The organism is Nonomuraea roseoviolacea subsp. carminata (assembly GCF_024172185.1).
GTDB classification, from domain to species: domain Bacteria; phylum Actinomycetota; class Actinomycetes; order Streptosporangiales; family Streptosporangiaceae; genus Nonomuraea; species Nonomuraea roseoviolacea.
In genome coordinates, this window is the sequence record NZ_JAMZEC010000001.1 from 6,469,402 (window position 1) to 6,496,195 (window position 26,794).

At 71.3% G+C, this 26,794-nt stretch carries 18 protein-coding genes; 14 read left to right on the forward strand and 4 right to left on the reverse strand.

Annotation, left to right across the window (positions count from 1 at the left end):
- Positions 1-7: 7 nt before the first annotated feature.
- Both HD595_RS29925 and HD595_RS29930 read left to right on the forward strand, forming a co-directional pair.
- The gene (locus HD595_RS29925; protein WP_253774788.1) at positions 8-2,050 is read left to right on the forward strand and encodes an APC family permease; all 2,043 of its coding nucleotides are present in this window, start codon (positions 8-10) and stop codon (positions 2,048-2,050) included.
- An 86-nt stretch (positions 2,051-2,136) separates the two neighbouring features.
- Positions 2,137-3,393, forward strand: coding sequence for a class I SAM-dependent RNA methyltransferase (locus tag HD595_RS29930; RefSeq protein ID WP_253774790.1), 1,257 nt, complete (start codon positions 2,137-2,139; stop codon positions 3,391-3,393).
- A 1-nt stretch (position 3,394) separates the two neighbouring features.
- On the opposite strand, the gene HD595_RS29935 is transcribed toward HD595_RS29930, so the two are convergent.
- On the reverse strand, positions 3,395-4,402 hold the full coding sequence (locus tag HD595_RS29935; protein ID WP_301309637.1) for an SMP-30/gluconolactonase/LRE family protein: 1,008 nt from the start codon (positions 4,400-4,402) through the stop codon (positions 3,395-3,397).
- A gap of 100 nt (positions 4,403-4,502) precedes the next feature.
- Here HD595_RS29935 and HD595_RS29940 point away from each other — a divergent pair, with 100 nt between their 5' ends.
- From HD595_RS29940 to HD595_RS29960, 5 genes are all read left to right on the forward strand, one after another.
- Positions 4,503-4,946 carry a MarR family winged helix-turn-helix transcriptional regulator gene (locus HD595_RS29940; RefSeq protein WP_253774792.1) on the forward strand — a complete coding sequence of 148 codons (444 nt, stop codon included), beginning with the start codon at positions 4,503-4,505 and terminating at the stop codon, positions 4,944-4,946.
- A gap of 36 nt (positions 4,947-4,982) precedes the next feature.
- Positions 4,983-5,651, forward strand: a complete 669-nt coding sequence (locus HD595_RS29945; RefSeq protein ID WP_253774794.1) for a DUF6461 domain-containing protein — start codon at positions 4,983-4,985, stop codon at positions 5,649-5,651.
- Positions 5,652-5,695: 44 nt separating this feature from the next.
- Complete coding sequence (locus HD595_RS29950) at positions 5,696-6,610, forward strand: class I SAM-dependent methyltransferase (protein ID WP_253774797.1); 915 nt, start codon at positions 5,696-5,698, stop codon at positions 6,608-6,610.
- A gap of 291 nt (positions 6,611-6,901) precedes the next feature.
- Entirely contained in the window at positions 6,902-7,060 is a 159-nt protein-coding gene (locus HD595_RS29955; RefSeq protein WP_175588333.1) for a hypothetical protein, read from the forward strand.
- 195 nt (positions 7,061-7,255) lie between these two features.
- Positions 7,256-7,750 carry a DUF732 domain-containing protein gene (locus tag HD595_RS29960; RefSeq protein WP_253774798.1) on the forward strand — a complete coding sequence of 165 codons (495 nt, stop codon included), beginning with the start codon at positions 7,256-7,258 and terminating at the stop codon, positions 7,748-7,750.
- A 19-nt stretch (positions 7,751-7,769) separates the two neighbouring features.
- Here the strand turns inward: HD595_RS29960 and HD595_RS29965 are convergent, their stop codons facing one another.
- From HD595_RS29965 to HD595_RS29975, 3 genes are all read right to left on the reverse strand, one after another.
- Entirely contained in the window at positions 7,770-10,238 is a 2,469-nt protein-coding gene (locus HD595_RS29965) for a polynucleotide kinase-phosphatase (protein ID WP_253774800.1), read from the reverse strand.
- Positions 10,222-11,799, reverse strand: coding sequence for a 3' terminal RNA ribose 2'-O-methyltransferase Hen1 (locus tag HD595_RS29970; protein WP_253774802.1), 1,578 nt, complete (start codon positions 11,797-11,799; stop codon positions 10,222-10,224). The genes HD595_RS29965 and HD595_RS29970 overlap by 17 nt, the downstream gene beginning before the upstream one ends.
- A gap of 72 nt (positions 11,800-11,871) precedes the next feature.
- Entirely contained in the window at positions 11,872-12,786 is a 915-nt protein-coding gene (locus HD595_RS29975; RefSeq protein WP_253774804.1) for an LLM class F420-dependent oxidoreductase, read from the reverse strand.
- Positions 12,787-12,904: 118 nt separating this feature from the next.
- Here HD595_RS29975 and HD595_RS29980 point away from each other — a divergent pair, with 118 nt between their 5' ends.
- From HD595_RS29980 to HD595_RS30010, 7 genes are all read left to right on the forward strand, one after another.
- The gene (locus HD595_RS29980) at positions 12,905-14,065 is read left to right on the forward strand and encodes a hypothetical protein (RefSeq protein ID WP_253774806.1); all 1,161 of its coding nucleotides are present in this window, start codon (positions 12,905-12,907) and stop codon (positions 14,063-14,065) included.
- A 107-nt stretch (positions 14,066-14,172) separates the two neighbouring features.
- Positions 14,173-15,312 carry a sensor histidine kinase gene (locus HD595_RS46900; RefSeq protein WP_253774808.1) on the forward strand — a complete coding sequence of 380 codons (1,140 nt, stop codon included), beginning with the start codon at positions 14,173-14,175 and terminating at the stop codon, positions 15,310-15,312.
- The gene (locus tag HD595_RS29990) at positions 15,309-16,496 is read left to right on the forward strand and encodes a sensor histidine kinase (protein WP_253774810.1); all 1,188 of its coding nucleotides are present in this window, start codon (positions 15,309-15,311) and stop codon (positions 16,494-16,496) included. Before HD595_RS46900 ends, HD595_RS29990 begins: the two co-directional genes overlap by 4 nt.
- 31 nt (positions 16,497-16,527) lie before the next feature.
- A complete protein-coding gene (locus tag HD595_RS29995) occupies positions 16,528-17,127 on the forward strand; it encodes a response regulator transcription factor (RefSeq protein ID WP_253774812.1) in 600 nt (199 codons plus the stop codon).
- 82 nt (positions 17,128-17,209) lie between these two features.
- On the forward strand, positions 17,210-18,607 hold the full coding sequence (locus HD595_RS30000; protein WP_253774814.1) for a sugar porter family MFS transporter: 1,398 nt from the start codon (positions 17,210-17,212) through the stop codon (positions 18,605-18,607).
- Between the two features lie 99 nt (positions 18,608-18,706).
- Entirely contained in the window at positions 18,707-19,210 is a 504-nt protein-coding gene (mug, locus tag HD595_RS30005; protein WP_253774816.1) for a G/U mismatch-specific DNA glycosylase, read from the forward strand.
- Between the two features lie 569 nt (positions 19,211-19,779).
- Positions 19,780-26,742: a LamG-like jellyroll fold domain-containing protein gene (locus tag HD595_RS30010; RefSeq protein WP_253774818.1), complete on the forward strand. Its 6,963-nt coding sequence runs from the start codon at positions 19,780-19,782 to the stop codon at positions 26,740-26,742.
- The last annotated feature ends 52 nt before the right edge of the window (positions 26,743-26,794 follow it).

The following is a 26,794-nucleotide window of genomic DNA, read 5'->3' on the forward strand; positions in this document are numbered from 1 at the left end:
TGGTTACGTGGCGAAGGTGACAGATCTTCTGAAACGCGTCCTGGTGGGCCGGGCGCTGCGCAGCGGACAGCTGCACGAGCAGCTCCTGCCCAAGCGCATCGCCCTGCCCGTGTTCGCGAGCGACGCGCTCTCGTCCGTGGCGTACGCGCCGCAGGAGATCCTCGTCATCCTGTCGCTGGCCGGGGTCTCGTTCTACTCCTACAGCCCGTGGATCGCGCTGGCCGTGGTGGTCGTCATGCTGACGGTCGTCGCGTCGTACCGGCAGAACGTGCACGCCTATCCCAGCGGCGGCGGCGACTACGAGGTGGCCACCACCAACCTCGGCCGCAACGCCGGCCTGACCGTGGCCAGCGCCCTCATGGTCGACTACGTGCTGACCGTGGCGGTGTCCGTGGCCAACGGCGTCGACTACGTGGGCGCCACGATCCCGTTCGTCGGCGAGCACAAGCCCGCCGTGGCCATCGCCATCGTCGTCCTGCTCACCGTGGTCAACCTGCGCGGCCTGCGCGAGTCGGGCGTCGCCTTCGCCATCCCGACGTACGCGTTCATGGTCGCGGTGATCGGCCTGGTCGCGTGGGGCGGGTTCCGGCTGCTGGTCCTCGGCGACGAGCTGCGCGCGCCCAGCGCCGGCTTCGGGATCGTGCCGGAGCAGACCAACCTGACGGCGTTCGCCGCCGCGTTCCTCGTGCTGCGCGCGTTCTCCTCCGGCTGCGCGGCGCTGACCGGCGTCGAGGCCATCAGCAACGGCGTGCCGGCCTTCCGCAAGCCCAAGAGCAGGAACGCCGCCACCACCCTGCTCATGATGGGCGTGGTCGCGATCACCATGTTCGGCGGCATCATCGCGCTCGGCCTGGCCTCCGGGGTGAAGGTGGCCGAGCCGTCCGTGGTGGCCACCGACCTGCTCAAGCCGGACGGCACGCCTGTCGGCCCCGGCTACTACCAGCAGCCGATCATCGCGCAGGTGGCCGACGCGGTGTTCGGCGGCGGCTCGGCGGCGTTCGTGGTGATCTCCGCGGTGACCGCGCTCATCCTGTTCCTGGCGGCCAACACCGCCTTCAACGGCTTCCCCGTGCTCGGCTCGATCCTGGCCCAGGACCGCTACCTGCCGCGCCAGCTCCACACCCGCGGCGACCGCCTGGCCTTCTCCAACGGCATCGTCATCCTCGCCGCGGCGGCCTGCCTGCTGCTGTGGGGGTTCAACGCGGACGTCAGCCGCCTGCTGAACCTCTACATCGTCGGCGTCTTCGTCTCCTTCACGCTCAGCCAGACCGGCATGGTCATCCACTGGACCCGCCTCCTGCGCACGGAGACCGACCCGGGCGCCCGCCACCGCATGCACCGCTCGCGGGCCATCAACTTCTTCGGCGGCATCATGACCGGGCTGGTGCTCATCGTCGTGCTGCTCACCAAGTTCCTGGTCGGCGCATGGATCGTGTGCCTGGCGATGCCGATCCTGTTCCTCATGATGAAGGGCATCCGCCGCCACTACGACAACGTGGCCGCCGAGCTGGAGCTCACCGGCGAGTACGACGCGTCGATGCTGCCGGCCCGCAACCACGCCATCGTGCTCGTCTCCAAGATCCACAAGCCGACCCTGCGGGCCCTCGCCTACGCCCGCGCCACCCGGCCCTCCACGCTGGAGGCCGTCACCGTGGGCGTGGACGACGACGAGTCGCGCCAGCTCCAGGAGGAGTGGGAGCGGCGGGGCATCCCGGTGCCGCTGAAGATGCTGCACTCCCCGTACCGGGAGATCACCCAGCCGATCCTCGACTACGTCAAGACGCTGCGCCGGCGCTCGCCGCGCGACGTGGTGACGGTCTTCATCCCCGAGTACGTGGTCGGCCACTGGTGGGAGCACCTGCTGCACAACCAGAGCGCGCTGCGGCTGAAGGCCAGGCTGCTGTTCAAGCCCGGGGTGATGGTGACGAGCGTGCCGTGGCAGCTGCACTCCTCCGACCGGCTCAAGGGCCGCCCGGAGCCGTTCGCGGCCGGCTCGGTGCGCCGCTCCTGGCAGGACGTCGTCAAGGACCAGGGGATCGAGACCCGCTGACGGCGCCCGCCGCCCGGGCGGCCGTGGCGCCCGGCCGGGCGCCACGAGCGGTGAGGGGCCGGTCGGGCAGGGCATAGGGTGTCGATGTGGAAGCGGAACAGGCATCTCTGGAGCTCACGGTCGGCCCGGTCGCGCACGGAGGCTGGTGCGTCGCCCGGCACGAGGGCCGCGTGGTCTTCGTCCGGCACGCGCTGCCCGGCGAGCGCGTCGTCGCCGCCGTGACCGAGGAGACCACCCGCTTCCTCCGGGCCGACGCCGTGGAGATCCTGGAGCCCTCGCCCGACCGGGTCGTCCCGCCCTGCCCCTACGCCGGTCCGGGCCGGTGCGGCGGCTGCGACTGGCAGCACGCCACCCTGGAGGCGCAGCGCGCGCTCAAGGCCGACGTGGTGGCCGAGCAGCTGCGGCGGCTCGCCGGCATCGACCGCAAGGTCGTGGTGGAGGAGGTGCCGGGCGCTCCCGACGGCCTCGGCTGGCGCACCCGCGTGCAGCTCGCCGTTCGAGGTGACGGCGCGCCGGGCTTCCGCAAGCACCGCTCCCACGACATCCAGCCCGTCGACGCGTGCCTGATCGCCCACCCGGAGGTGGAGGCGGTCGGGGCGGAGCTGCGCGAGTGGCCCGGCGCGGCGGGCGTCGAGGTGATCGCCTCCACGGGCGGCGACCGCGCCGTCGTGGTCAAGCCGCGCCCGCGCCGCACCGTGGCCGTGCCCGACCTCGACGCGCCCGCCTCGATCCTGGTCGACCAGGGCAAGGGCCGCACGGTGCCGCGCCGCGGCCCCGGCGTGCTGCGCGAACGGGTCGGCGACCGGGAGTTCCGGGTGTCGGGCAGCGGGTTCTGGCAGGTCCATCCCGGCGCCGCCGAGACGCTGCTGGACGCCGTCCTGACCTTCGCCGCGCCGGAGCCGGGGGAGTGGGCGCTCGACCTCTACTGCGGGGTGGGGCTGTTCGCCGCGGGCCTGGCCGAGGCGGTCGGGCCGGAGGGGGCGGTCTTCGGCCTGGAGTCGGAGGAGGCGGCGGTCCGCGACGCCCGCGCCAACCTGCGCGACCTCCCGCAGGCGCGGATCGAGCGCGGCCGGGTGGAGGAGGCGCTGGACCGCTTCCAGATCGAGCGGGCCGACGTGGTCGTGGTCGACCCGCCCCGCTCGGGCCTCGGCCGCGAGGTGGTGGACCGCATCGCCGGCCTGGAGGCGCCGCGCGTCGTGTACGTCTCGTGCGATCCGGCGACGCTGGCCCGCGACCTGGCGTGGCTGGCCGAGCGGGGCTACGGCCTGGCCGACCTGCGGGCGTTCGACGCGTTCCCGATGACCCACCACGTGGAGTGCGTGGCGCTGCTCGTCCGCGGGTGAGCTAGAACCCGCGCACCAGGGCGACGGAGAAGGGCAGGCTGGGCGTGCCGTCGCCCATCGGGCCGCCCTTGTCGAACTGCGAGCGCACGACGTACAGGCCGTCCCGGTGCCACGTCAGCGTGGTCGGGAGCTGGAGCGCCTCGTCGGTCAGCCGCCGCTCGACGCGTGCCGCCGTGCCGTCGCGGGTGACCCGCCACCGGCTGATGGTGTCGACGGTGTTGTGCACCGCCCACAGCGTCGCGCCGCGCAGCTCCAGCCCGTCGGCGTGCAGCATGTCGCCGCCCTCCAGCGCCACCTTCCGGACGGCGCGGGTGGTGAGGTCGACGCGGTAGAGGCCGCCGCCCGTCATGTCCGCCGTCAGCAGGTAGCGGCCGGCGGGGTCGGTGACGATCCCGTTCAGCGTGTACGTGCCGGGCGCGCTCCGGCCGACCGCGTCGCTCAGATCCGCGTACGGCGTGAGCGGCGCCCGGCCGCCGTGGGCCCGGGCGAGCTGGCGCGGGGTGACCCGGTAGACGACGGCCCGCGCGCTGTCGGTGAGGTAGGCGGCGCCGTCCGGCGCGATGGCGACGTCGTTGACGAACGTCGGCTCGTCGCCCTCGATCTCGAAGCGGCCGAGCGGCTTGCGGGTGCGCGTGTCGTAGACGGTGACGCCGCTGGTGGAGTCGATCACCCACAGCCGGCCGGCGCGGTCGGCCTCCAGCCCGTTGGCGGTGTGCCGGCCGTCGGCGCCGGCGGGCAGGAAGGTCTCGGCGACCCGCCGCCCGGGCGTCATGCGGAACACGGTGCCGTCGGTGTAGGAGGCGGCGTACAGGTCGCCGGTGCGCGGGTCCGCGGTGACGCCCTCGGGGTAGACCCGGGCGCCGGGCAGCTCGAAGGCGGTGGAGACGGTCGCGGCAGGGGCTGCCACCGGTGCGGCCGGGGCTGCCGCCAGGGCCGCGGGGGCGGTGCCGGCGAGCGCGAGGGCGAGGGTCGTGCCCGCGACGGCGGCGACGGTACGGAGGGAAGGCATGAGTCACTCGCAAGGGTTCGACTATTAGAACGAGTACGTACGATAATTAGAGTTCTAATAGCTGTCAACGATGGCTGAACAGGGTCGTTACCATGCGGAGATGACCTCGATGCCCGTCCCCGAGCGCCTGGGCTTCCACCTGAAGCGGGCGGAGCAGGCGCTCAACGCGGCCAAGAACGCCGCGCTGAGGCCCGCCGGACTCACCGTGCCCCAGTACTCGGCCCTGCTCCACCTGGCGCAGAGCCCGGGCATCTCGGCCGCCGCCCTCGCCCGGGCGTGCGGCGTGACGCCGCCCACCATGAACACCGTTCTCAAGAACCTCCAGGAGCAGGGCCTCATCGAGCGGACGCCGCACGAGTGGCACAAGAACATCCTGGAGACGCGGCTCACCGCGAAGGGCGCGCAGGTGATGGCCGCGGCCGACGCCAACGCCGTACGCGTCGAACGCGGGCTCGCCGGCGCCTTCAGCGACGAGGAGCGCGAGACCCTGATCGCCCTGCTGGGCCGCTGCGTCGAACACCTTGAGGGGGCACGCCCCGCCTAGCGCGCCCGCGACAACTGGGATGATCAAGGAATGGCGATGACGACCGACCCGCTCGCCCCGTACCGCTGGCTCGCGGTTCCGGCGGGGCACGAGGACGACCTGCTCGACGAGATCTTCTGCCTGTCCTTCATCCGTGGACTCGAACCGGCCGAGGTGTTGCGCCGCTTCCCGGCGCCGGAGGCGCGACCGGAGGCGCCCCAAGGGTGGCCGCAGGGGCGGGAGATGAGCCTGGACGAGTACGGTCATGCGGCGTTCGAGTTCGGCGACAGGTACGGCGGCGCGCTGGGCGGCGGACACGTGGGGGTCGTCCGGGCGGGCGACTGGTGCGTGGCCCTCGAACTGTTCGGAGGGGAGGCCGTCCGCGGTGACACCCTGGCGAGACTGTCCTCCGGCTGTGAGGTGGTGGCGGTCTTACGCCACGACTACGCCAACCATCGTGTCGCCTACGCGCTCGACGGCGAGACCGTCACCTGTTTCAATCCCTACATGCCAGACATGCGGTCGGGCAGTGATCCGGATCGGCTCAACGAGCTCATGCGTGAGGTCGGCCTTCCTCCGGAGCCGGCGACCGGGGACGAAGACTGGAACGACCTCTACTCGACCGCGGTCGCGCGGTCGTTCCACCTGGCGGCGCGGATCACCGGTGTCGTGCCCACGCCGCGCATGCTGAGCGGCCCGCTCCTGGTGGGCCCGGTACGGCGGTGAAAATCGGATGGCGCCTCGGGGGCGGGTGTCGTTAGGGTCGCGCCGTGATCTACGAGCATCCCCTGGCCTACCTGCTCGGCGTCGAAGGGGCCGCGCTGCTGCGCTCCTTCAGGGGTGAGTTCGGCCGCGACTTCGTCGAGGCGCGGCTGGCCGAGATCCGTGAGCTCCTCGACGACGACGCGCTGGCGGGCGCGGCCGTCGAGGTGGCGGACGTGGAAGCCGCCGAGGGATACCGCATCTGGTCCGGCACCTACGACGGGCCCAACGGCCTGTTCGACATCGAGGAGCCCGTCGTCGGGCGCATCCTCGACGACCTCCCCGCGGGCGACGCGCTGGACGCGGCCTGCGGCACCGGCCGGGTCGCGGCGGCCCTGGCCCGGCGTGGCCACCGGGTCCTCGGCGTGGACGGCTCGCCGGACATGCTCGCCCGGGCGCGCGCCCGGGTGCCGCAGGGCGTGTTCTCGCTCGGCGACCTGGGCGACCTGCCGGTGCCGGACGGCTCCGTGGACCTCGTGGTCTGCTCCCTGGCGCTGACGCACGTCCCGTCGCTCGGGCCGGCGATGGCCGAGTTCGCCAGGGTCCTGCGTCCGGGAGGGCATGTGGTGGTCTCCGACATGCATCCCGAAGGGGTGGCGCGGGGCTTCGTCCCGCCCGTACGGCTGGCCGACGGGCGGCCGGGCCGGATCGCCACCTACCGTCACGCGGTCGGCGACTACGTGCGCGCCGCCCTGGCGGCGGGGTTGCGGGTGCGCCGCTGTGAGGAGCCGAGGATCGCGGATGCGCCTTCCGCGGCCGAAGCGCCGCCCGCGGCCGCCCCCTCCTCGGAGGAGGTGGCCGAGGTCTGGGACGTGTGGCCCTGGTCGCTGACCGGACTGGTGCCGGAGGCCGCGCGGGCCGCTTACGGCGACGTGCCCGCGATGATCATCTGGCACTTCCAGCTCCCGGCGTCCGGCCACTGACGCCGGACGCTGTACGTTCTGGCCGCCTACCTTCCGCCGGATTCGCTCGGATAAAGGCGGAAATGTGCCGGGCAGGTCTTCACCCGAGGCGCATAGATGGCTCTCCGGGGCGGGGGTGTCTCTACCTGCTCCCCTCGGCGCCAGATGTACCGGAGCCCCGCGCGTGGCAGGCTGACCCACGGTGGCCGGGCCTTCACGGAACGGGGCGACGCGGGCGGCTGCGAGACGTCGTCCGCGCAGGCTCGGAGGCATGGCCACCGGCAGGCAGGTCTCCCGACGGAAGGAGCACGAATGAGCAGCAGTGTCGTGGCGCGCCGGCTCAACGACCACGTCGAGATCCACCACGTCGACCGGCCGGACGTGGTGCTGGAGGTGCCGCGCAAGGACTTCGCCGACCTGATCGCCGCGGTCATGCCGCTGGAGGCCGAGGTCACGGAGTCAGCGGCCTGACGCCCATGGTGCAGGCGGACGTCACGGAGTTCGCGGCCTGACGTCTCATCCCCCCTGCCGAAGCCCCCGCCGGCCACCGGACCGGCGGGGGCTTCTCCCTCTCCCGAGTTGGAGGCAGTCCCTTATCCGCATTTCGGTCGTTCCTTTTCCGGGAAAGCGGACGGCGGCGGTCATGTGGGGCGTACGGTGCGCCCCATGCCTCCTCAACCGCAGGCCCCGCCGCCGCAGATATCCCCGCCGCCCCACCCCGGCCCCGCGCAGGGCCGGCGGGCTGAGAGGCGGGTGCTGGCGCTGGCCGGGACCGCGCTCGTCGGCGTGGTGAGCGTCGCCCTGGTCGTGGCCGGGCTCCTCAGCCCCGGAGCGCCGAGGCCGTCCGCCACCATGGACGCGGGACACGCCGCCATGCCGCTCCCGGCCACCGGCGAGGACGGTCCCGGCCCGCCGCCGCAGCCGAGCCCCGACCCCGGCCGGCGCGCGGCGTTCCTGCACCGGCTCGAAGGCATCGCCCCGTGGCTGGTGCCCGAGGAGGGCACCGCGATGAGGCGGTCCCGCGCCACCTGCCGCGACATCCGTCAGGGCAAGTCGCCGGACGAACTCGTCAGCGACGCCCAGGAACGCTTCACCGACGTGACCAGGCAACAGGCCGGCGAGATCGTCGAGGCGGTCCGCGAGTGGTGCCCCCGCCCGTGAACCGCCCTCGGCGAGGGGCTCACAGGCGCGGGTCCACCGGCTCCGACTCCAGGGCGAGGACCGCGAAGACCGGCTCGTGGACCCGCCACGCCGGCTCTCCCTCGCACAGCCGGGCCAGGGCCTCCAGCCCCAGCGCGTACTCCCGCAGCGCCATCGACCGCTTCTTGCCGAGGAAGCGCCTGCGCAGCACGTCCAGCGACTCGGTGTAGTCCGGCCCGTAGATGATGCGCAGGTACTCCCGGCCCCGGACCTTCACCCCCGGCTGGACCCGCCCCGGCGTGTACGCGGCGGGCTTGACCACCATGCCCTCGCCGCCCTCGGCCGTCAGCGACTCCCACCACGCCACCGCCTCCGCCCGCGACTCCTCCGACTCCAGCGACACGAACCGGTGGCGCGTGTGCGTGATCAGCGGCGAGTCCAGCAGCGCCAGCGTGGACAGGTGCCAGGCGTGCGGCTCCAGCGCCGTGGCCCGCCCCTCGCAGGCGAGGATCTGGAACGGCGCCACCCGCACCCCGTCCAGCCCGTCGACCGGCCAGCAGTACCGGGCGTAGGCGTCGCGGAACAGGGCAGCGTTGGAGGAGCGGCGCCGGGTGCGCGACAGCAGTCCGCCCACATCCAGTCCGCGCCCGGCCGCCGCTTCCAGGGCCGACACGGCCTCGGGCAGCGCCACCCGCGCCGCCGCGCCCACCGAGGCGTACTGAGTTCGGATCAGCTCGCCCGCCTTGGCCGACCAGGGCAGCAGCTCGCAGTCGAGCACCACCCAGTCGGAGCCCAGCTCCGCCCACAGCGGCGCGCACGCCTCCCGCAGCCGCTCCACGAGCGGCCCGTTGTCGGCGAAGAACGGCCGGCCGGTACGCGTGAAGACCGCGCCCGTGCTCCCGTCCATGACGCCGAACCGCTCGCGCGCCGCCTCCGGCGTCCGCGCGAGGACCGCCACGGCCCGCGAGCCCATGTGCTTCTCCTCGCACACGACCTCGCCGACCCCGGCGGCGGCGAACTCCGCGAACGCCTCGGCCGGGTGCTCCAGGTAGCCGTCGAGCGTGGACGTCTCCGGCGGCGCCATCGTCGGCGGCAGGTACACCAGCCAGCGCGGGTCCACCGCGAACCGGCTCATCACCTCCAGCGCGGCGGCGGCGTTCTCCTCCATCACCTTGACCCGGGGACCGAAACGGGTCTCGACGTACCGGGTGCCCCGCACGTCGTCGATGTCCAGCATGCCCGGCTCGCGGGCCGAGGCGGGCGGGTCGCCGAGCGGCTTGACCGGCTCGTACCAGACCTTCCGCGCCGGCACGCTCACCAGCTCCCGCTCCGGGTAGCGCAGCGCGGTCAGCTCGCCGCCGAACACGCAGCCCGTGTCGAGGCAGATCGTGTTGTTGACCCACTCGGGCCGCACGGTCGGGGTGTGGCCGTAGACGACCATCGCCCGGCCCCGGTAGTCGTCGGCCCACGGGTAGCGCACCGGCAGGCCGTACTCGTCGGTCTCGCCGGTCGTCTCCCCGTACAGGGCGAACGAGCGGACCCGGCCGGAGGCCCGCCCGTGGAAGGACTCCTTCAGCCCGGCGTGCGCGACGACCAGCCGCCCGTCGTCGAGCTGGTAGTGGCTGATCAGCCCGTCCATGAACGCCCGCGCCCGCTCCCGGAACTCCGGCGGCTGCGCGGCGAGCTGGTCCAGCGACTCCTGGAGCCCGTGCGTGGCCCGCACGTTGCGGCCGTTGAGCGCGCGCACCAGCTTCTGCTCGTGGTTGCCCGCCACGCACAGCGCCGTGCCCGCCTCGACCATGTCCATGACCAGGCGCAGCACGCCCGGCGTGTCGGGGCCGCGGTCCACCAGGTCGCCGACGAACACCGCCGTGCGCCCCTCCGGGTGCCGCAGCCCCTGCCAGCCGAGCCGCGCGAGCAGCTCCTCCAGCTCGGCGCGGCAGCCGTGCACGTCGCCGATAATGTCGAACGGGCCCGTCAGCTCCCGCTTGTCGGTCCACGCCTTCTCGAACGTGACCGAGGCGCTCTCGACGGCGTCGATCCCGCGCAGCACGTGGACCCGGCGGAAACCGTCCTTGGAGATCTTCGACAGCGAGCGGCGCAGCTCCTTGCGCTGCCGGATCACCACGCCCGGCCCGAAGTCGCGGTCGGGTCGGGCGGCGTTGCGCTCGATCGCCGTCTCCTCGGGCACGTCCAGCACGATGGCGTCGGCCAGCACGTCGTGCCGCCGGGCCAGGTCGATGAGCGCCTTGCGGGCGCCGTACTGCACGTTCGTCGCGTCCACCACGGTGAGCAGGCCGCGCGACAGGCGCACGCCCACGATGTGGTGCAGCAGCTCGAACGCCGCCGGCGTCGCCGCCTGGTCGTTCTCGTCGTCGGAGACCAGGCCGCGGCAGTAGTCGGACGAGATGACCTGCGTCGGCCTGAAGTGCCGGGCCGCGAACGTCGACTTCCCGCTGCCCGACACCCCCACCAGCACCACCAGGGACAGCTCAGGAACGCTGATCACGGGTGAACACTCCCATCTGCGTCGGCGGGCCGACCTCGGGGTCGTCCTCGCCCACGGGTGACAGGGCGACGGTGTAGCCGTGGCGGGCGGCCACCTCCGCGGCCCACGCCGCGAACTCCGCCCGCGTCCACTCGAAGCGGTGGTCGGGGTGGCGCAGCCCGGTCAGGAACTCGTAGCGCACGTTGTACTCGATGTTCGGGGTGGTGACGAGCACGTGCCGGGGCCGGGCGTGGCCGAACACGACCCGCTCCAGCGCCGCCAGGCGCGGCGGGTCCACGTGCTCGATCACCTCCATGAGCACGGCCGCGTCGTAGCCGGTCAGCCGCTTGTCGGTGTACGTGAGCGCCCCCTGGAACAGGGTCAGCCGCTCGCGCTTGGCGGCCGGCATGCGCTCCAGCTTCAGCTTGCGCGCCGCGATGGTCAGGGCCATGGGGGAGACGTCCATGCCGCCCACGCGGGCGAAGCGGGGGCGGGCCAGCAGCGCGCCGACCAGCTCGCCCTGGCCGCAGCCGAGGTCGATGACGCTGGTCGCGCCCAGCTCCTCCAGCGTGCGCAGCACGGCCTCGCGCCGCTTGCCGCTGAGCGACCGCGGCCCGGCGTCCGCCGCCGCCGCGTCCGGCTCGCCGTCGGCGGGGGCCGTATCATCCGGCTCGCCGTCGCCAGGGGCCGTCGCATCCGGCGCACCGTCGCCGGGGGCCGCCGGGTCGTGCTCGACGTCGGCGGAGGGCGTCTCATCCGGCCCGTCCGCGCCCTCGGGCGGGGTGGCCGGGGCCGTGGGGGAGGGCTCCTCCGGGATGGCCGGCTCCAGCGCCTCCTCCGTCTCGTCGCCCAGCTCCGCCAGCCGCGCCAGCGCCGTACGGGCCAGCGTCCACCGCCGGCCGAGGTAGCGCCGGGTGATCAGCGTCCGCTCCGGGTGCGCGCCGAGCCAGCCCTCGCCGGCCCGGACGAGCTTGTCCACCTCGTCCGGCGCGATCCAGTAGTGCTTGGCGTCGTCGAGCACGGGCAGCAGCACGTACAGGTGGTTGAGCGCGTCGGCCAGCCGCACGGTCCCGGTGAGGGTGAGCGTCACGTACCGCGAGTCGCCCCACTCGGGGAACCCCTCGTCGAGCGGCACGGCCGCCGCGGACACCTCCCAGGCGAGCGGCTCGAACAGCCGCCGCGCCAGGTCGGGGCCGCCCCGGCAGGGCAGCGCGGGCAGCCGGACCTCCAGCGGCAGCGGCGCGGCCGCCAGCTCCGGCCGGGCCGCGCACCGCCCCGCCCGCGCGGTGCGGAACACGTCGGCCAGCGCGACGGCCAGCAGCGACGAGGCGGCGTAGGGCCGGTCGTTGACGTACTGCGACAGGCTGAAGTCCGGCGAGCCCTTCCCGCGCGAGCGGGCCAGCGTCACCGGGTCGACCTCCAGGAGGAGGGCGGCGGTGCAGCGCTCCTCGCCCGCCTCCGGGTAGAACACGGTGGCCTTGCCGGACGACTGCCCGAACTCCTGCACCCGGTCGGGATGCTTGTGCAGCAGGAAGCCCAGGTCGGTCGCCGGTCTCGCGGTCGTCGAGATCGTCAGCAGCACCCGCCAAGTGTGCCGGTCCTGGACGAACCACGCCAACCGATATATCGGCTCCACCGGCCTCTCATCAGGACATCAGACGTGCGGCAGCACCTCGGCGGCGATGAGCTCCAGGTGGTCGGCGTCCGACAGGTCCATCACCTGGAGGTACACCCGCTCAGCCCCCAGCTCCCCGAGCCGCCCGAGCTTGTCGACCACCTCGGCGGGAGTGCCGGCGAGGCCGCTGCGGCGCAGGTCGGCGAGGCTCGTGCCGATCGCCGCCGCGCGCCGCTCCAGCTCGGCCTGGTCGCGGCCCACGCACACGGTCTGCGCCGCCGACAGCACGAGCGCGCGCCCGGTCTCCTCGGCCGCCCGCCGTACCCGGTCGAAGGCCGCGCCCGTCTCCTCGGGCGTGTGGAACGGCACGTTGTACTCGTCGGCGTACGTCGCCGCCAGCCGGGGCGTGCGCTTGGCGCCGACGCCGCCGATGATGATCGGCGGGCTCGGGCGCTGCACCGGCTTGGGCAGCGCGGGCGAGTCGACCAGCCGGTAGTAGGCGCCCTCGAACGAGTACGGGCCGTCGGACGTCCAGAGCCCGCGGACGATCTCCAACTGCTCCTCGAACCGGCCGAAGCGCTCCTTCCCCGGCGGGAACGGGATGCCGTACGCGGCGTGCTCACGGTCGTACCAGCCCGTGCCGAGGCCCAGCTCGACCCGGCCGCCGCTCATCTGGTCCACCTGCGCGACGGTGATCGCCAGCGGTCCCGGCAGCCGGAACGTCGCCGGGGTCACCAGCGTGCCGAGCCTGATCCTGGACGTCTCCCGCGCCAGCCCGGCCAGCATCGTCCACGCGTCCGTGGAGCCCGGCCCCGGGTCGCCGGCGGTGATGCGCAGGTAGTGGTCGGACCGGAAGAACGCGTCGAAGCCCAGCCGCTCGGTCGCCTGCGCGACGGCGAGCAGGTCGTCATAGGTGGCGCCCTCCTGGGGCTCCGTGAAGATCCGCAACTTCATGTCGTCATTATCGGCATAGAGCGGACGGCATCCGGAGAACGGCCCCGGCGAAGCCGTCCGGCTTGCTACCGTCGTCGGTCGACGCTCTGTGTGATCGGCCGACGACTCGGGGTGGCGCATGTCTGGTTCGCGGCTGTCCGACGGCAGGCTTCCGCGCCCGCTGGCGTTCCTGGCCGCGCTGGCGCTCGCGGGCGTGACCGCGGTGTCGGTCACGCTGCTGCCGGCCCGCGCCCTGCCCGACCTCGTGCCGCCGTCGATGTCCCCGGCGCTCGCCCGTCCCCGGCCGCCCGGGGCGACCTCGTCCGCCGCCACGGGGCCCGCGTCGTTCGTCCGCTTCGCCGAGCCCGGCCGCGACCAGGGCTTCGACCTCGCCGACGACGCCCGGCGCACGGGGGCGCGCTGGTACGCCCTCGCCCACCTGGTCGCCGGCCCGGCTCCCTGCACCCCCGCCTGGACCACCGCCTCCACACCGTCCTCGAAGACCCCGACCGCGGACGACGCCCCCTCGCCTTCTCCCACCCTCCTGGCGGCCCCGGAGGCGACCGAGGACGGTGACGCCCCGGCCGAGAAGCCCACGACCACGGCCGCGGACGAGCCGGGCGAATCCGCCGGCGACGAGGAACGGGAGCGCGCGCTGGCCACACAGATCCGTGCATTGCGGGACGAAGGGGGCGGCGCCGGCCTCGTGCTCGGCGGCCCGCGCGGCCGTGACCTGGCCGCCGCCTGCCCCACCCCGGAAGGCCTGGCCGCCGCCTACGGCGCCGCCCTCTCCCGCCTCGGCGCCGCGTACCTCGACGTCGAGGCGCGCGACGCCGCCGACCGGCCCGCCGTGGTCCGCCGGGCCCGCGCCCTGCGGCTGCTCCAGCAGCAGCGGCGGCTGCCCGTGACGTTCACGCTGCCCCTGCACGACGACGGCCTGGCCGAACGCGACGTCACCATGCTGCACCTCACCCGCCTGTACGGCGCCGACATCGCCACCGTCAACCTGCTGGCCACGGTCGAGCCGTCCGGCTCGTCCCCGGGCAGGATGCGCCGCGTCGCCTCGGCCGTGCGCGCGGCCGTCCGCCAGGTCGCCCGGGTGCAGGGGCTGGACGGCCCCGCCGACGCCTGGCACCAGGTCGCCCTCACCCCCGTCCTGGACGACGCCGCCGACCTGAACGAGACCGACGCCCGGGCGCTGGCCACGTTCGCCGCCCGCAACGACCTGGCCTGGCTGTCCCTGCGCGGCGCCGAACCGGAGCCCGCCGTGGCCCGCGTCCTGGCGCACACGCTGGCCTGATCCCGGCTGCGCCGCCCCCGGTCCCTTGACGTCCCCGATGCCATGCCTTGTCCCGAACTATAGGATTCCGGCAAGTGAAGATGACGTCGCCGGCGAGGGGGAGGGCGGTGGCAGGCCAGGCGCTCACGGCGCGCAAGGTCCTCGTCCACTGGATGGACGGCGCGGTCGCCCTGATGGCGCTCGCCTTCGTGGGCATGGTGGTGACCGTGGCCGTGGAGGGAAAGGTCTCCGTGCCGCACGCCGTGGCCGCGGGCGTCTGCCTGGTCGGCGTGTGCGGGCTCGTCCCGTTCCTGCTGCGTGAGGCGTTCGACACCCGTCCGGCGCCCAGCGTGCGGCTGGTGGCGGCGGGGCTGCTGGCGGCGGGCGCGGTGGCGCTGCTGCCGCCCGTGTCCACCGCGAGCGGCGACGGGCTGTGGGCGATGGTGACGTACCTGTGGCTGTCGGTGGCGGTGCTGTACCTGCGGGTCTGGGCGGCCGTCTGCACCGGTGCGGTCGTCGTGGCGCTGTCGACCGCCGCGGTCGTCCTCACCACGCGCCAGCCGTGGCAGCCGGTGCTGCTCGTCCAGGCGATCACGGCCGTGTTGATGGCCGTCGCCATGTGGCTGTGGCGGTGGCTGTGGTGGACGATCAGGGACGCCCACGACGGCAAGGAGGCCAAGGCGAGCCTGGCCGTGGCGGAGGAGCGGCTGCGCTTCGCCCGCGACCTGCACGACCTGCTCGGGCACAGCCTGTCGGTGATCTCTCTGAAGAGCGAGCTGGCCGCCAAGCTGGCCACCCGGGACGCGGCCGAGGGCCGCGCGGCGCGGGAGATGGCCGACGTGCGACGGCTGGCCGTGGAGGCGCTGGCCGAGGTGCAGGTCGCCGTGGACGGCTACCGGACCCTCGACCTGGACGAGGAGCTCGACGGCGTGCGAGCCGCGCTGGAGGCGGCCGGCGCCCGCTGCGAGATCGACGCCGCCACGGCCGGCCTGTCGCCCGCCGCCCGCGCGCTGCTCGCCTGGGCGGTCCGCGAGGGGGCCACGAACGTCCTCAAGCACAGCACGGCCACGCGGTGCTCGATCACGATCCGCGACGGCGCGCTGGAGATGCGCAACGACGGCGTCCGCGTCCCCGTCCTCCTGGGTGAGGCGACCGGCGGCAGCGGGCTGCGGGGCCTGGCGGAGCGGCTGGACGCCGCGGGCGGCTCGTTCACGGCCGGGCCGGGCCCCGCCGGCGAGTTCGTGCTGAAGGCGGTGGTGCCGGCGTGAGCGGGGAGGCGAGCCGGATCCCGGCGGGAACCGGATGGAGGGGCGCCGCGCGGACGCGGGCCGGGCGGCTCCGGGCCGGCCGGCTCCGGCTCAGGCGGCCGACGAGGCTGGACAAGGTCCGGTGGCTCATCGTCTACTCCACGGACCTCATCAGCCTCGTCGCCCTGACCGGCCTCCTGGAGCTGTACGTGCGCTGGGAGCGGGGCCAGATGGGGGCGTTACCGGCGATCGCGGTGGGCCTGCTGCTGGTCGTCCTGTTCGTGCTCGCGGCCCGGAGCCTGCGCCTCGCGGTCAGGGGCGGCGACCGGCCCACGGCCCTGCTGTGGGTGTCCGGGGTGGTCGCGCTCGTACTGTCGGCCTTCTTGGTGATCTGGGCGCCGGTGCTGTGGCTGGGCATGCTGCTGCCGTACGCGCGCCGGCGCGTCGTCGTCGCGGCGGCCGTGGCGTCGGTGGTGGCGTTCAACGCCTACCTGGCGCTGCTCGAAGCGGAGGTGCTCTGGGCCGTCGTCGCCCTCCAGACGGGCATCACCGTGTTCGTCCTGGGCTGCGTCGGCGCGAACCTGTGGCTGTGGCGGCTGGCCAAGGAGGCCCACGAGGGCCAGGAGGCCAGGGCGTTGCTGGCCGTCTCCGAGGAGCGGCTGCGGTTCGCCCGCGACCTCAACGACCTGCTCGGGCAGAGCCTGTCCGGCATCTCGGCCGGCGCCGCGCGGGCCGAGGAACTGCTCGCCTCCGACCCGGAGGCGGCGGCCCGGCGCATGTACGAGGTGCGCGACGCGGCGCGGCAGGCGTTGCGCGAGGTGCGCGCGACCGTGCAGAGCTATCGCCGGCTCGACCTGGACGAGGTGCTCGCCAGTGTGCGGGCGGTCCTGGAGGCGGCGGGCGTGCGCTGCGCCGTGGACGCCGACACCGCGGCGCTCGGCCCCGAGACCCGTACGCTGCTCGCGACCGTCGTCCGGGAAGGCGCGACGAACGTGCTCAAGCACAGCAAGGCGGAGCGCTGCACGATCACGATCAAGGATGGGGTGCTGGAGATGTCCAACGACGGGGTGAGCGGCCCGGTGGGCGAGCACGCGCCGGACGGGCTCGGCGGCCTGTCGCGGCGGGTCAGCGCGGCGGGCGGCACGCTGCAGGCCGCCCCCACGCGCGAGGGCGCGTACGTGCTGCGCGCGGCGGTGCCGGCATGAGCACGTGCACGAACGTGAGGGGGATGGCGGGATGACGACGCGCGTGCTGCTGGCCGACGACGAGCACCTGATCCGCGGCGCCCTGGCCGCGCTGCTCGACCTGGAGGACGGCATCGAGGTGGTCGCCCAGGTGGGCAGGGGCGACCAGGTGCTGGCCGCCGTGACCGAGCACCGCCCCGACGTGGCCGTGCTCGACATCGAGATGCCCGGCATGGACGGTCTGAGCGCCGCCGAGCAGATCAGCTCCCAGTGCAAGATCGTCATCCTGACCAGCCTGGGCCGGCCCGGCTACCTGCGGCGGGCGATGGCCGCCGGCGTCAGCGGCTTCCTCGGCAAGGACGCCTCCGCCGAGGAGCTGGCCATGGCCATCCGCAAGGTCCAGTCGGGCGGGCGCTACCTCGACGCCGAGCTGGCCGCCGCCGCGATGGCCGCGGGCGACAGCCCCCTCACCGACCGGGAGCGCGACGCGCTGCGCCTGGCGGGCGACGGCGCGACGATCGCGCGGATCGCGGGCGAGCTGCACCTGACCGAGGGGACGGTGCGCAACTACCTGTCGAGCGCGATGACCAAGCTCAACGCGCAGAACCGGCTGGAGGCCATCCGCACCGCACAGCGCATGGGCTGGCTGTGAGGTCCCGCGTCAAGATTGCGTAAGGCCGACGGTATAGGTGCCTTCTGACGGGTAGATGCCGGTTCCATAAGGAGGGACCGCGATGGCTGCACCCGCTCATCAGGAGAACCTGGGACATGTCGTCTTCATCACCGCCGCGGCGGCCATAGGCGGGTTCCTCTTCGGCTACGACAGCGCCGTGATCAACGGCGCTGTCGTCGGCATCCAGAAGTACTTCCACGTCGGGCCGGTCGAGATCGGCCTCGTGGTGGCCATCGCGCTGCTCGGCTCGGCCCTCGGCGCCTGGGTCGGCGGCAACCTGGCCGACCGCTGGGGCCGCACGCGGACCATGCAGGTGGCGGCCATCCTGTTCGCGATCAGCTCGATCGGGCAGATGCTGCCGTTCAGCGTCTGGGACCTCGGGGTGTGGCGGCTCCTGGCGGGCGTGGCCATCGGCATGGCCTCGGTGCTCGGGCCGGCGTACATCGCGGAGGTGGCGCCGCCCGCCTACCGCGGCCGACTGGGGTCCTTCCAGCAGCTCGCGATCGTGCTCGGCATCGCCGTGTCGCAGCTCGTCAACTACGCGCTGGCGCGGGTGGCCGGCGGCAACGTGAACGACCCCCTGTGGGGGCTGCAGGCCTGGCAGTGGATGCTCGGCGCCTGCGTCGTGCCGGCCCTGCTCTACCTGCTGTTCGCCTCGACGATCCCCGAGTCGCCCCGCTACCTGATCATGGCGGGTCGCACGGAGCAGGCCCGGAAGGTGCTGGTGGAGGTCGAGGGCTCCAGCGTCAACATCGACGACCGCGTCCACGAGATCCAGCACGTGCTGCGCACCGAGCGCCGGCCGACGATGAAGGACCTGCGGGGTCCCGCGCTCGGGCTGCTGCCGATCGTGTGGGTCGGCATCACCCTGTCGGTCTTCCAGCAGTTCGTCGGCATCAACGTGATCTTCTACTACTCGACGGTGCTGTGGCAGTCGGTCGGCGTCACCCAGGCCAACTCCCTGCTGATCAGCTTCTCCAGCTCGGTCATCAACATCATCGGTACGTTCATCGCGATCGCCCTCGTCGACCGGATCGGACGCAAGCCGCTGCTGCTCATCGGGTCGGCCGGCATGGCCGTCTCGCTCGGCACCGCCGCCTGGGCCTTCAGCTTCGCCCGCACGGTGAACGGGCAGGTCTCGCTGCCCGACCCGCAGGGCCTCATCGCGCTGCTCGCGGCCAACGTGTTCGTGCTGTTCTTCGCCCTCTCCTGGGGCGTGGTGGTCTGGGTCCTGCTGGGCGAGATGTTCCCCAACCGTATCCGCGCCGCCGCCCTCGGCGTGGCCGCCGCGGCCCAGTGGATCGCCAACTGGGCGATCACGGTGTCGTTCCCGGCGCTGTCGGCCTGGAACCTGCCGCTCACCTACGCCATGTACTCGGCCTTCGCCGTCCTGTCGTTCATCTTCGTCACCCGGTGGGTGAAGGAGACCAAGGGCCGGCCGCTGGAGGAGATGGGCTGACCTACCGGTGCGCGGCCCCGTTCCGGCCTTCGGGGCGGAGCCGTGCACGGCGGGCACCTCACCGCCACGGGACCGCACGGATCGACTACCCTCCGGGACGTGATCGACGACGTGCTCGGCCCCTCACTGGACGTCCTGTTCTGCGGCATCAACCCCGGCCTCATGTCGGAGGCCACGGGCCACCACTTCGCCCGCCCCGGCAACCGCTTCTGGCCCGCCCTGCACCTGTCGGGCTTCACCCCCCGCCTCCTCGCCCCGTCCGAACAGCACCTGCTCCCGTCGTACGGCCTCGGCATCACGAACGTGGTGGCCCGGGCGAGCGCGAAGGCCTCGGAGCTGACGCGCGAGGAGCTGGTGGAGGGCGGTCGTCGGTTGGAGGAGTTGGTGGCTCGCGTAGGCCCCAAGGTGTTGGCTGTGCTGGGGGTGTCGGCGTACCGGACCGCTTTCGCCCGCCCCAAAGCGGTGGTGGGGTTGCAGGAGGAGCCGGTGGGCGGGGTGCCGGTGTGGGTGCTGCCGAACCCGAGCGGGTTGAACGCGCACTGGACGCTGGCGGGGATCGCGGAGGAGCTGCGGCGGGTCCGCGAGCACATCGACCGGGCGTGATTGGCACGTTCTTACGGAGGGTCACGCACCCGACAGGGCCGGTTTCCGGTTTGTGACCTTTGCCCTCTTGCTGTGCGGATCACGATCTATTTACCTTGATCGTCAGATAGTGATCTGCTCCGAGCCACCTGGCTAGGCACCTGTATGCCGCGGCGGAGAGCGACGTCCATTGTCCTTTGGTCGCCGTTGTTGTGGTTCGGAGTGTGATGACGCATGCGCCGTAGTCTGTCGTGGGCTCGTTCGGCTGCACGGTCTGTTGTCGTGGTGGCAGGGGTGCTGCCGGGGCTGGTCGCGTTACAGGCGCTGCCAGCGTCGGCGACGGTTGCCGCGCAGGTAGCCTTGGCTGCTGACGCTGGGATGGCTCCGGTTCTTCCTCGGCAGATGTCGGGGTCGGCGCAAGGTGTGCCGTCTTTGGTGGCCGCGACGCAGTTGGCGGCGGTGTCGGATCCGGCGGATGGGTGGAAGGCGCAGGTCGCTGCTCCGAAGGGCGCTGTTCCGGCTGAGCAGCGGTTGACGCAGTCGTCCGCAGCGACGACCACGGAATCGACCACGATGATCTGCCGACGGGTGTGCGGAATGCCGAGGCTGCTGACAGTGCGGTGTTGTCAGTTCCGGCGTTCGACGACATCTATCCCCGTAATGGTGAGCTTGTCGACTCGTTGACGCCGGTGTTGCGGGCCTGGGGGCAGAGCACCTCCGGCTCGTCGGTGTCGTACTCGTTCAAGGTTTGTGATGACGAGTCGATGTCCGGCACGGGCTGTACGGCATCGGGCTATGTGGCGGGTAACCGCAACAACTGGAGCGTTCCGGCGGGAAAGCTGGCCTGGGGCAAGCAGTACTGGTGGCAGGTGACCGCACGCGACAACCTGGACAGCTCGACCACCACCTCGCCGGTGCTGACCTTCACCACGGGCGTGCGCCAGCCTGCGGTCACGTCGTGGCTGGGGCGCTCGGGCACCAGCGGCCGGGAGTTCGATCAGCAGTCCGGTAACTACACCACGTCGTTCACCGATCTGTCGGTGGCCACGGTGGGGGCGCCGTTGTCGGTGGTGCGGACCTACAACAGCATGGACCCGCGCACCGACGGGATCTTCGGTGCGGGCTGGTCGACGCGCTGGGACATGAAGCTGGTCAAGGAAGTCCGCGGCGCGGCGACCTCGGCGCTGGTGACGTATCCGGACGGGCGCCAGGTGCGCTTCCGGGCGAACGGCGATGGCTCGTTCCAGCCGCCGCCCGGCATGTACGCCACGCTGGCGCAGCAGAGCGGCGGCACCTGGAAGCTGATGGACAAGCAGGCCACCAGCTACCTGTTCGACGACCAGGGCAGGCTGACCAAGGTGAGCGATCAGCGCAACCGCAGCCAGGACCTGACTTACGGCAGTGACGGCAAGCTGGCGAAGGTGACCGGGGTCGGCGGCAGGTCGCTGACGTTCACCTGGACGGGCAGCCACGTCCAGACGGTGTCCAGCGACGCTGTTGATGGCAAGCCGCTGACGTGGACCTACGGCTATGAGGACAACCGGCTGACGCAGGTGTGCGCGCCGGTGGCGGCGCCGAACTGCACCAGCATCGAGTACGGCAGCGGGTCGCTGTATCGCAGTGGCGTCCTGAACACCGATCCGGTCGGTTACTGGCGGCTGGGTGAGGCGACCGGGACGACGGCCGAGGACGCGGGCACGAGCGGCGGAGATGCGACCTATCAGGGTGTGACGCTGGCCCAGCAGGGGGCGCTGACGGGGACGTCGGACACCGCGGCCAAGTTCGGCCCGGGTGCGGTGGTCAAGCTGCCGTCGCACACGATCGCGCGTCTGGGTGACCAGATGTCGGTGGAGGCGTGGTTCAAGACCAGCCAGTCGGGTGTGATTCTGGCTGCTGGCACGGGCGAGAGCAGTGGCATCGCCAAGGGGGCGATGGTTTACGTCGGCACCGACGGCAAGCTTCGTGGTTCGCTGGACGCGGTCACCGCGCCGATCACCTCCGCGCAGCCGGTCAACAACGACCAGTGGCATCACGTGACGCTGACCGTCTCGGGTGCGAACCAGACGCTGTTCCTGGACGGCCAGCAGGTCGGCACGATGACCGGGCAGGTGACGGCGTGGCGGCAGTTCGCCAGCGTCGGCAACGGTGTCACCGATCCGGCCAAGTCCCCGGCGGTGCCGTCCACGTCGCAGGCTTTCCCGTTCCAGGGGACGATCGACGAGGTGGCGGTGTACGGGGCGCCGCTCACCGCGGCTGAGGTGCAAGGGCATTACGCGGCGCGTGGTGGTGCGCCGTACAAGCTGTCGAAGATCACGCTGCCGTCCGGGCGGGTGTGGGCGTCCAACACCTACGACGACAAGACCGACCGGATCGCCACGCACGTCGACAACCACGGCGGCACGTGGAAGATCGGCCCGATCTCCGTCCAGCAGGAGTACGGCGAGGCGCAGGTCACCGTCACCGACCCGGGCAACAAGACGCTCAAGTACCTCTACGACGCCTGGCGCGGCTACCGTATCCGCGGCGAGACCGACCAGCTCGACAAGACCACCTGGTACGAGTACGACCAGGCGGGCTTCCTGACCAAGGTCATCGACCGCAACGACATCGCCAACGAGATCTACCAGGACAAGCGCGGCAACACTCTCGGCCGCCAGTACTGCCGCGCGCCGGGCGAGTGCGCGATCGAATTCTGGACCTACTACCTCAACGCCAACGACTCGTTCGACCCGCGCAACGACCAGCTGATCGCCTACCGCGACGGCCGCTCGGCCAGCGACACCGACAACACCTTCGCCACCGTCACCGAGTACAACAGCTTCGGCGAGCAGACCAAGCAGACCAGCCCGGCCACGACCGACTTCCCCAACGGCCGCTCCACCTCGATCGCCTACACCGACGGCACGGAGCCTGCGGTCGGTGGCGGGACGACGCCAGCCGGTCTGGTGGCGAAGAAGACCGACGCGCGCAGTAACTCGTGGACGTATCGGTACACGGCGGCGGGTGATCTGGCCGAGCAGACCAACCCGGCGGGGCTGGTGACGAAGCTGGACTACGACGCGATCGGCCGTCTGTTGGCATCCACGCAGGTGTCGCAGGCGCACCCGGACGGGGTGAAGACCACCTTCACCTACGACGGGCTGAGCCGGTTGGTCACGCAGACCGAGCCGGGGGTCAAGAACGAGGTCTCCGGGGTTACGCACACCAAGCAGACGACGTTCGGCTACGACCCGGACGGCAACCAGCTGAGCGAGAAGGTCGCCGACCTGACCGGCGGCGACGCCGAACGCACCACCACCTACACCTACGACACCCACGGCCGCCAGGACTCCATCACCGACCCCGAGGGCGGCGTCGTCCGGCAGGACTGGAACCAGCGCGGCTGGGTGACTCGCGTCACCGACGCCCGCGGCACCGTCATCGACAACGGCTACACCGACCGAGGCGAGCTGGCGACGCGCACGCTGAAGGGGTGGACGGACAGTCCGGTCAACCCGCAGCCGGCCAAGGACGTGGTGCTGGAGTCCCGCGGCTACGACCCCGCCGGGCGGCTCACCTCGACCGTCGATGCGATGGGCCGTAAGACCACCAACGTGTACTGGATGGACAACCGGCTCAAGCAGAAGATTGCCGACGACGCCAAGCTGAACGGCGCCACCACGACCGGCGACGTCGTCCTTGAGGCGCATGAGTACGACCCGGCCGGCAACCTGGTCGAGCAGACCACCGGCGGCGGCCTCACCACCACGATCTATGACTATGACGCCGCCAGCCGGCTGATCGACCAGATCCTGGACCCGGACAAGCTCGCCCGCAAGACCGCGTTCGCCTACGACGCGAACGGCAATGTGCTGCGCAAGACGCTGACCGGCGCCGGCACATCCCGGGCGGAGGTGACCGAGTACGTCTACGACAAGATGAACCTGGCCACCAAGACGACCGTGGAGAACGGCGCCGACGACCTCGTCTCCACCTCTGACTACGACGACCGCGGCCTGGTCGTCGCGGCCACGGACCCGCGCGGCAACGCCACCGGAGCGGACAAGGCCGCCTTTACCTCGACGCTGCGCTATGACGCGATGGGCCGTCTGGTGGAGGCGACAGGTCCGCAGGTGAAGGTGGACAAGGCCGGCTCGTCCAGCGACGTCCGCCCGTCCGCGCGCTATGGCTACGACACGTTCGGTGCCACGACCCATGAGCGGGATGCCGAGGGGCGTACGATCACGTCGGTGTTCGACAAGGCGGGCCGGCTGGCGAGCAAGAGTGCCCCGCCGTACACGCCGCCAGGCGGGGCGGTGATCACGCCGACCACCTCGCATGGCTACGACAAGGCCGGTCAGTTGATCCGCACGACCGACCCGCGCGGCTTCACCAGCACGTTCGAGTACGACCAGTTGGGTCGTCAGGTGCGGGTGACGGACCCGGCGCCGGAGGGTGAGACGCCGGGCCGGTGGGTGGCCGAGTACGACCTGGCCGGCGAGCAGCGCGCGGCCGTGGACCCGACCGGTGCGCGGACCGAGGCGACTTACGACGACCTCGGGCGGAAGATCACCGAGACGCAGGTGGAGCGCAAGCCGTCGGCGGCCGCGTACGTCACGAAGCTGGAGTATGACGACGCCGGCCGTCTGACCAAGTCGGTGGCGCCGGGCAACCGGACCACCACGTACAAGGTGAACGCGGCCGGTGAGATGACCGAGCAGACCGACCCGGCCGCCAACACCACGACAACGGACTACGACCCGGCTGGTCGGCCGACCAAGACCACCAACGTGGCACTCACCACGGCGACGCTGGCCGAATACGATCTGGCCGGCCGCAAGATCGCAATCAAGGACCTGAAGGGCACGACGGTGCTCCGCACGATGAGCACCGGCTACGACTTGGCGGGCAACCCCACCACCCTGACCTCTGGTGAGGGGCACGTCACCAAGCAGACCTTCGACGCCCTCAACCGGCTCACCAGCCTCATCGAGCCGGTCAAGGACGGCGAGACCATCACCACGTCGTTCGGCTACGACGCCACCGGCGCCCGCACCCGTCTCACCGACGGCCGCGGCAACGCCACCTGGACCACCTACAACACTCTCGGCCTGGTCGAGACGGTGACCGAGCCGTCCACCACCGCCCACCCCGACACCGCCGACCGCACCTGGACCGCCGTCTACGACCAGGCCGGAAACCCGACCGCGCTCATCCAGCCCGGCGGGGTGCGCATCGACCGCACCTTCGACCACCTCGGCCGCCTGACCAAGGAAACCGGCAGCGGGGGCGGCGCGGCCAGCGCCGAGCGCACCTTCGGCTACGACCTGGCCGGTCGGCAGACCACGATCGGCGACCTGACCGTCGACTACAACGACCGCACCCTCCCGCTGTCGATCAAGCGAGGCACCGCCCAGCAGACCGGCTACACCTACGACGAGCTGGGCAACCCCACCCAGCGCGTGGATGCAGCCGGCACGGCCACCTTCACCTGGGACAACGCCGGCCGGCTGTGGACCGCCACCGACCCGGTCACCACCCGTAAGATCACCTACGACTATGACCAGGCCAGCCGTGTCAAGACGATGACCGCCAAGGTCGGCACCACCTCGGCCGACACCCAGGTCTTCACCTACGACGACCTCGACCGGGCCAAGACCCACACCCTCAAGTCCAGCACTGGCACGCAGCTCGCGCAGATCACCTACCTGTGGGACAACGACGACAACCTCACCACCAAGACCACCGCCGGCCTGGCCGGGGCGGGCACCAACACCTACGGCTACGACCACGCCGGACGGCTCACCTCCTGGACCGCCCCCGGCGGCGCCAAGACCCTGTACGAGTGGGACGCGGCCGGTAACCGCACCAAGGCCGGCGACAAGACCTACACCTACGACGAACGCAACCGCCTCACCTCAGGGGACGGATCGACGTACACCTACACCCCGCGGGGAACCCTGGCGACGGAGACCAAGAGCGGCGCGACGACGCAGCTGACTTTCGACGCCTTCGACCGCCTCATCGCCGACGGCGACAGCCTCTACAGCTACGACTCCCTCGACCGCATCACCACCCGGACCCGAGGCACCACCAAGCAGACCTTCGCCTACACCGGACTGACCAACCACCTGGCCGCCATCACCGACACCAGCGGCGCAGTCCAAGCCAAGTACGGCCGAGACGCGTTCGGCGGCCTGCTCGGTCAGAAGGAAGGCACCAACCCCGCCTTGTCGACGCTGACTGACCTGCACGAAGACCTGGTCGCCACCTATACTGGTACCGCCCTGGCGACCACCACTGCCTACGACCCCTTCGGCGTCGTCACCGCTCAGACCGGCGTGAAGACCACCCTCGGCTACCAGGGCGCCTACACCGACCCGAACACCGGCAAGGTCAACATGCACGCACGCTGGTACCAGCCAGGAACAGGCTCCTTCACCAGTCGCGACACTGCCACCATCACCCCAAACCCCTCCGTTCAGGCCAACCGCTACACCTACGCCAATGCTTCGCCCCTCACTGGTATCGACCCAACCGGGCATGCCACTGTCATCACTGACGGCGTCGGCTCGATCTGGGATACCCCTAGTTACGCTGGGTCGGCAGTTGGAGGAGCCTGGGGCGCCCCCTACGGCCCCGTCCGCGACGACTACGAAATCGGCGACTGCACCGTTTGTTTGGGTGCAGGCGAAGTTGAGTGGCTTGCCCCCCAGGTCGATCCTGAATGGTATTTCGAAAACTACGTCCTGCGTGACAATCCACTTATGAGCGACGAGGAAGCGAAACGAACCGGCGTCATGCCAAATGGGATGACGGCTCCGAGAGGTTTCTGGGACATGAGCGCCAAGGATCGTGCAGAATTTACGAAGATCGCTTCCTGGGTAAACTTCATAAATCCTTCGATCACGCAGGAGGAGCTTCTCGGTGTCGGAGGAAGGTCGGCTGCTGGAGGTAAAAGTGGGCCGTCCTACTATGACATGTATAAGCAGCTAATACCTTACAAGGGAAACATTGCGAAGGCGGCCAACTACTACAAGGTCAGTCCGACATATTTAGTTGCGGTTCTTGTCTACGAATTGCGGCGCGAGGAAACCCAGCTCTTCATGAAGCATCCGAAAACTACGACGGAACTCACTATGGCGAAACAAGGATGGAATGGTTCTTTTGGATTGGCGCAGCTTGAGCCGTATAAGGTACAATTGGCGCATCAGCACTACTTCCATGTAGGTATCAGTCAAAAGCAAGCTCTTAAGATGATTATACGCGACCCCTTTGCAGCTGCCGCGATGTATATGCGATTCCTGCGCGATACCGTCAAGATTCCTACCGCGAACGGCGGTACAAGAAACATGACCTGGGCGGAAACAGCGGTTGCGTATTGTGGGTGTTCAGGAGCAACACGGAATTCGAGCAACCTCAAGTGGACTACAACTAAACTAGAGAACTGGTTGGGTGGCACCAGCGCTTATCCGCAGACGTCAAGTAGGGTGGAGGCGCGAAAGCGCCGAGAGGCGATGGAGAGAGATGGATGGGCGTCAAATGCGGCGATTGAATATTGGGTGTACGCTTAATCGGCTTGTTTTGCGAAACCTTCTCCCTGTTGACATCGGTGGTGTATGCTGA

Coding starts and splice junctions, on each gene's coding strand:
- HD595_RS29975 (WP_253774804.1), bottom strand. CDS start 12,786: ATGAAGTTGCGGATCTTCACGGAGCCCCAGGAGGGCGCCACCTATGAC.
- HD595_RS30000 (WP_253774814.1), top strand. CDS start 17,210: ATGGCTGCACCCGCTCATCAGGAGAACCTGGGACATGTCGTCTTCATC.
- HD595_RS29935 (WP_301309637.1), bottom strand. CDS start 4,402: ATGCCTTCCCTCCGTACCGTCGCCGCCGTCGCGGGCACGACCCTCGCC.
- HD595_RS29955 (WP_175588333.1), top strand. CDS start 6,902: ATGAGCAGCAGTGTCGTGGCGCGCCGGCTCAACGACCACGTCGAGATC.
- HD595_RS29940 (WP_253774792.1), top strand. CDS start 4,503: ATGACCTCGATGCCCGTCCCCGAGCGCCTGGGCTTCCACCTGAAGCGG.
- HD595_RS29995 (WP_253774812.1), top strand. CDS start 16,528: ATGACGACGCGCGTGCTGCTGGCCGACGACGAGCACCTGATCCGCGGC.
- HD595_RS29960 (WP_253774798.1), top strand. CDS start 7,256: ATGCCTCCTCAACCGCAGGCCCCGCCGCCGCAGATATCCCCGCCGCCC.
- HD595_RS29945 (WP_253774794.1), top strand. CDS start 4,983: ATGACGACCGACCCGCTCGCCCCGTACCGCTGGCTCGCGGTTCCGGCG.
- HD595_RS29980 (WP_253774806.1), top strand. CDS start 12,905: ATGTCTGGTTCGCGGCTGTCCGACGGCAGGCTTCCGCGCCCGCTGGCG.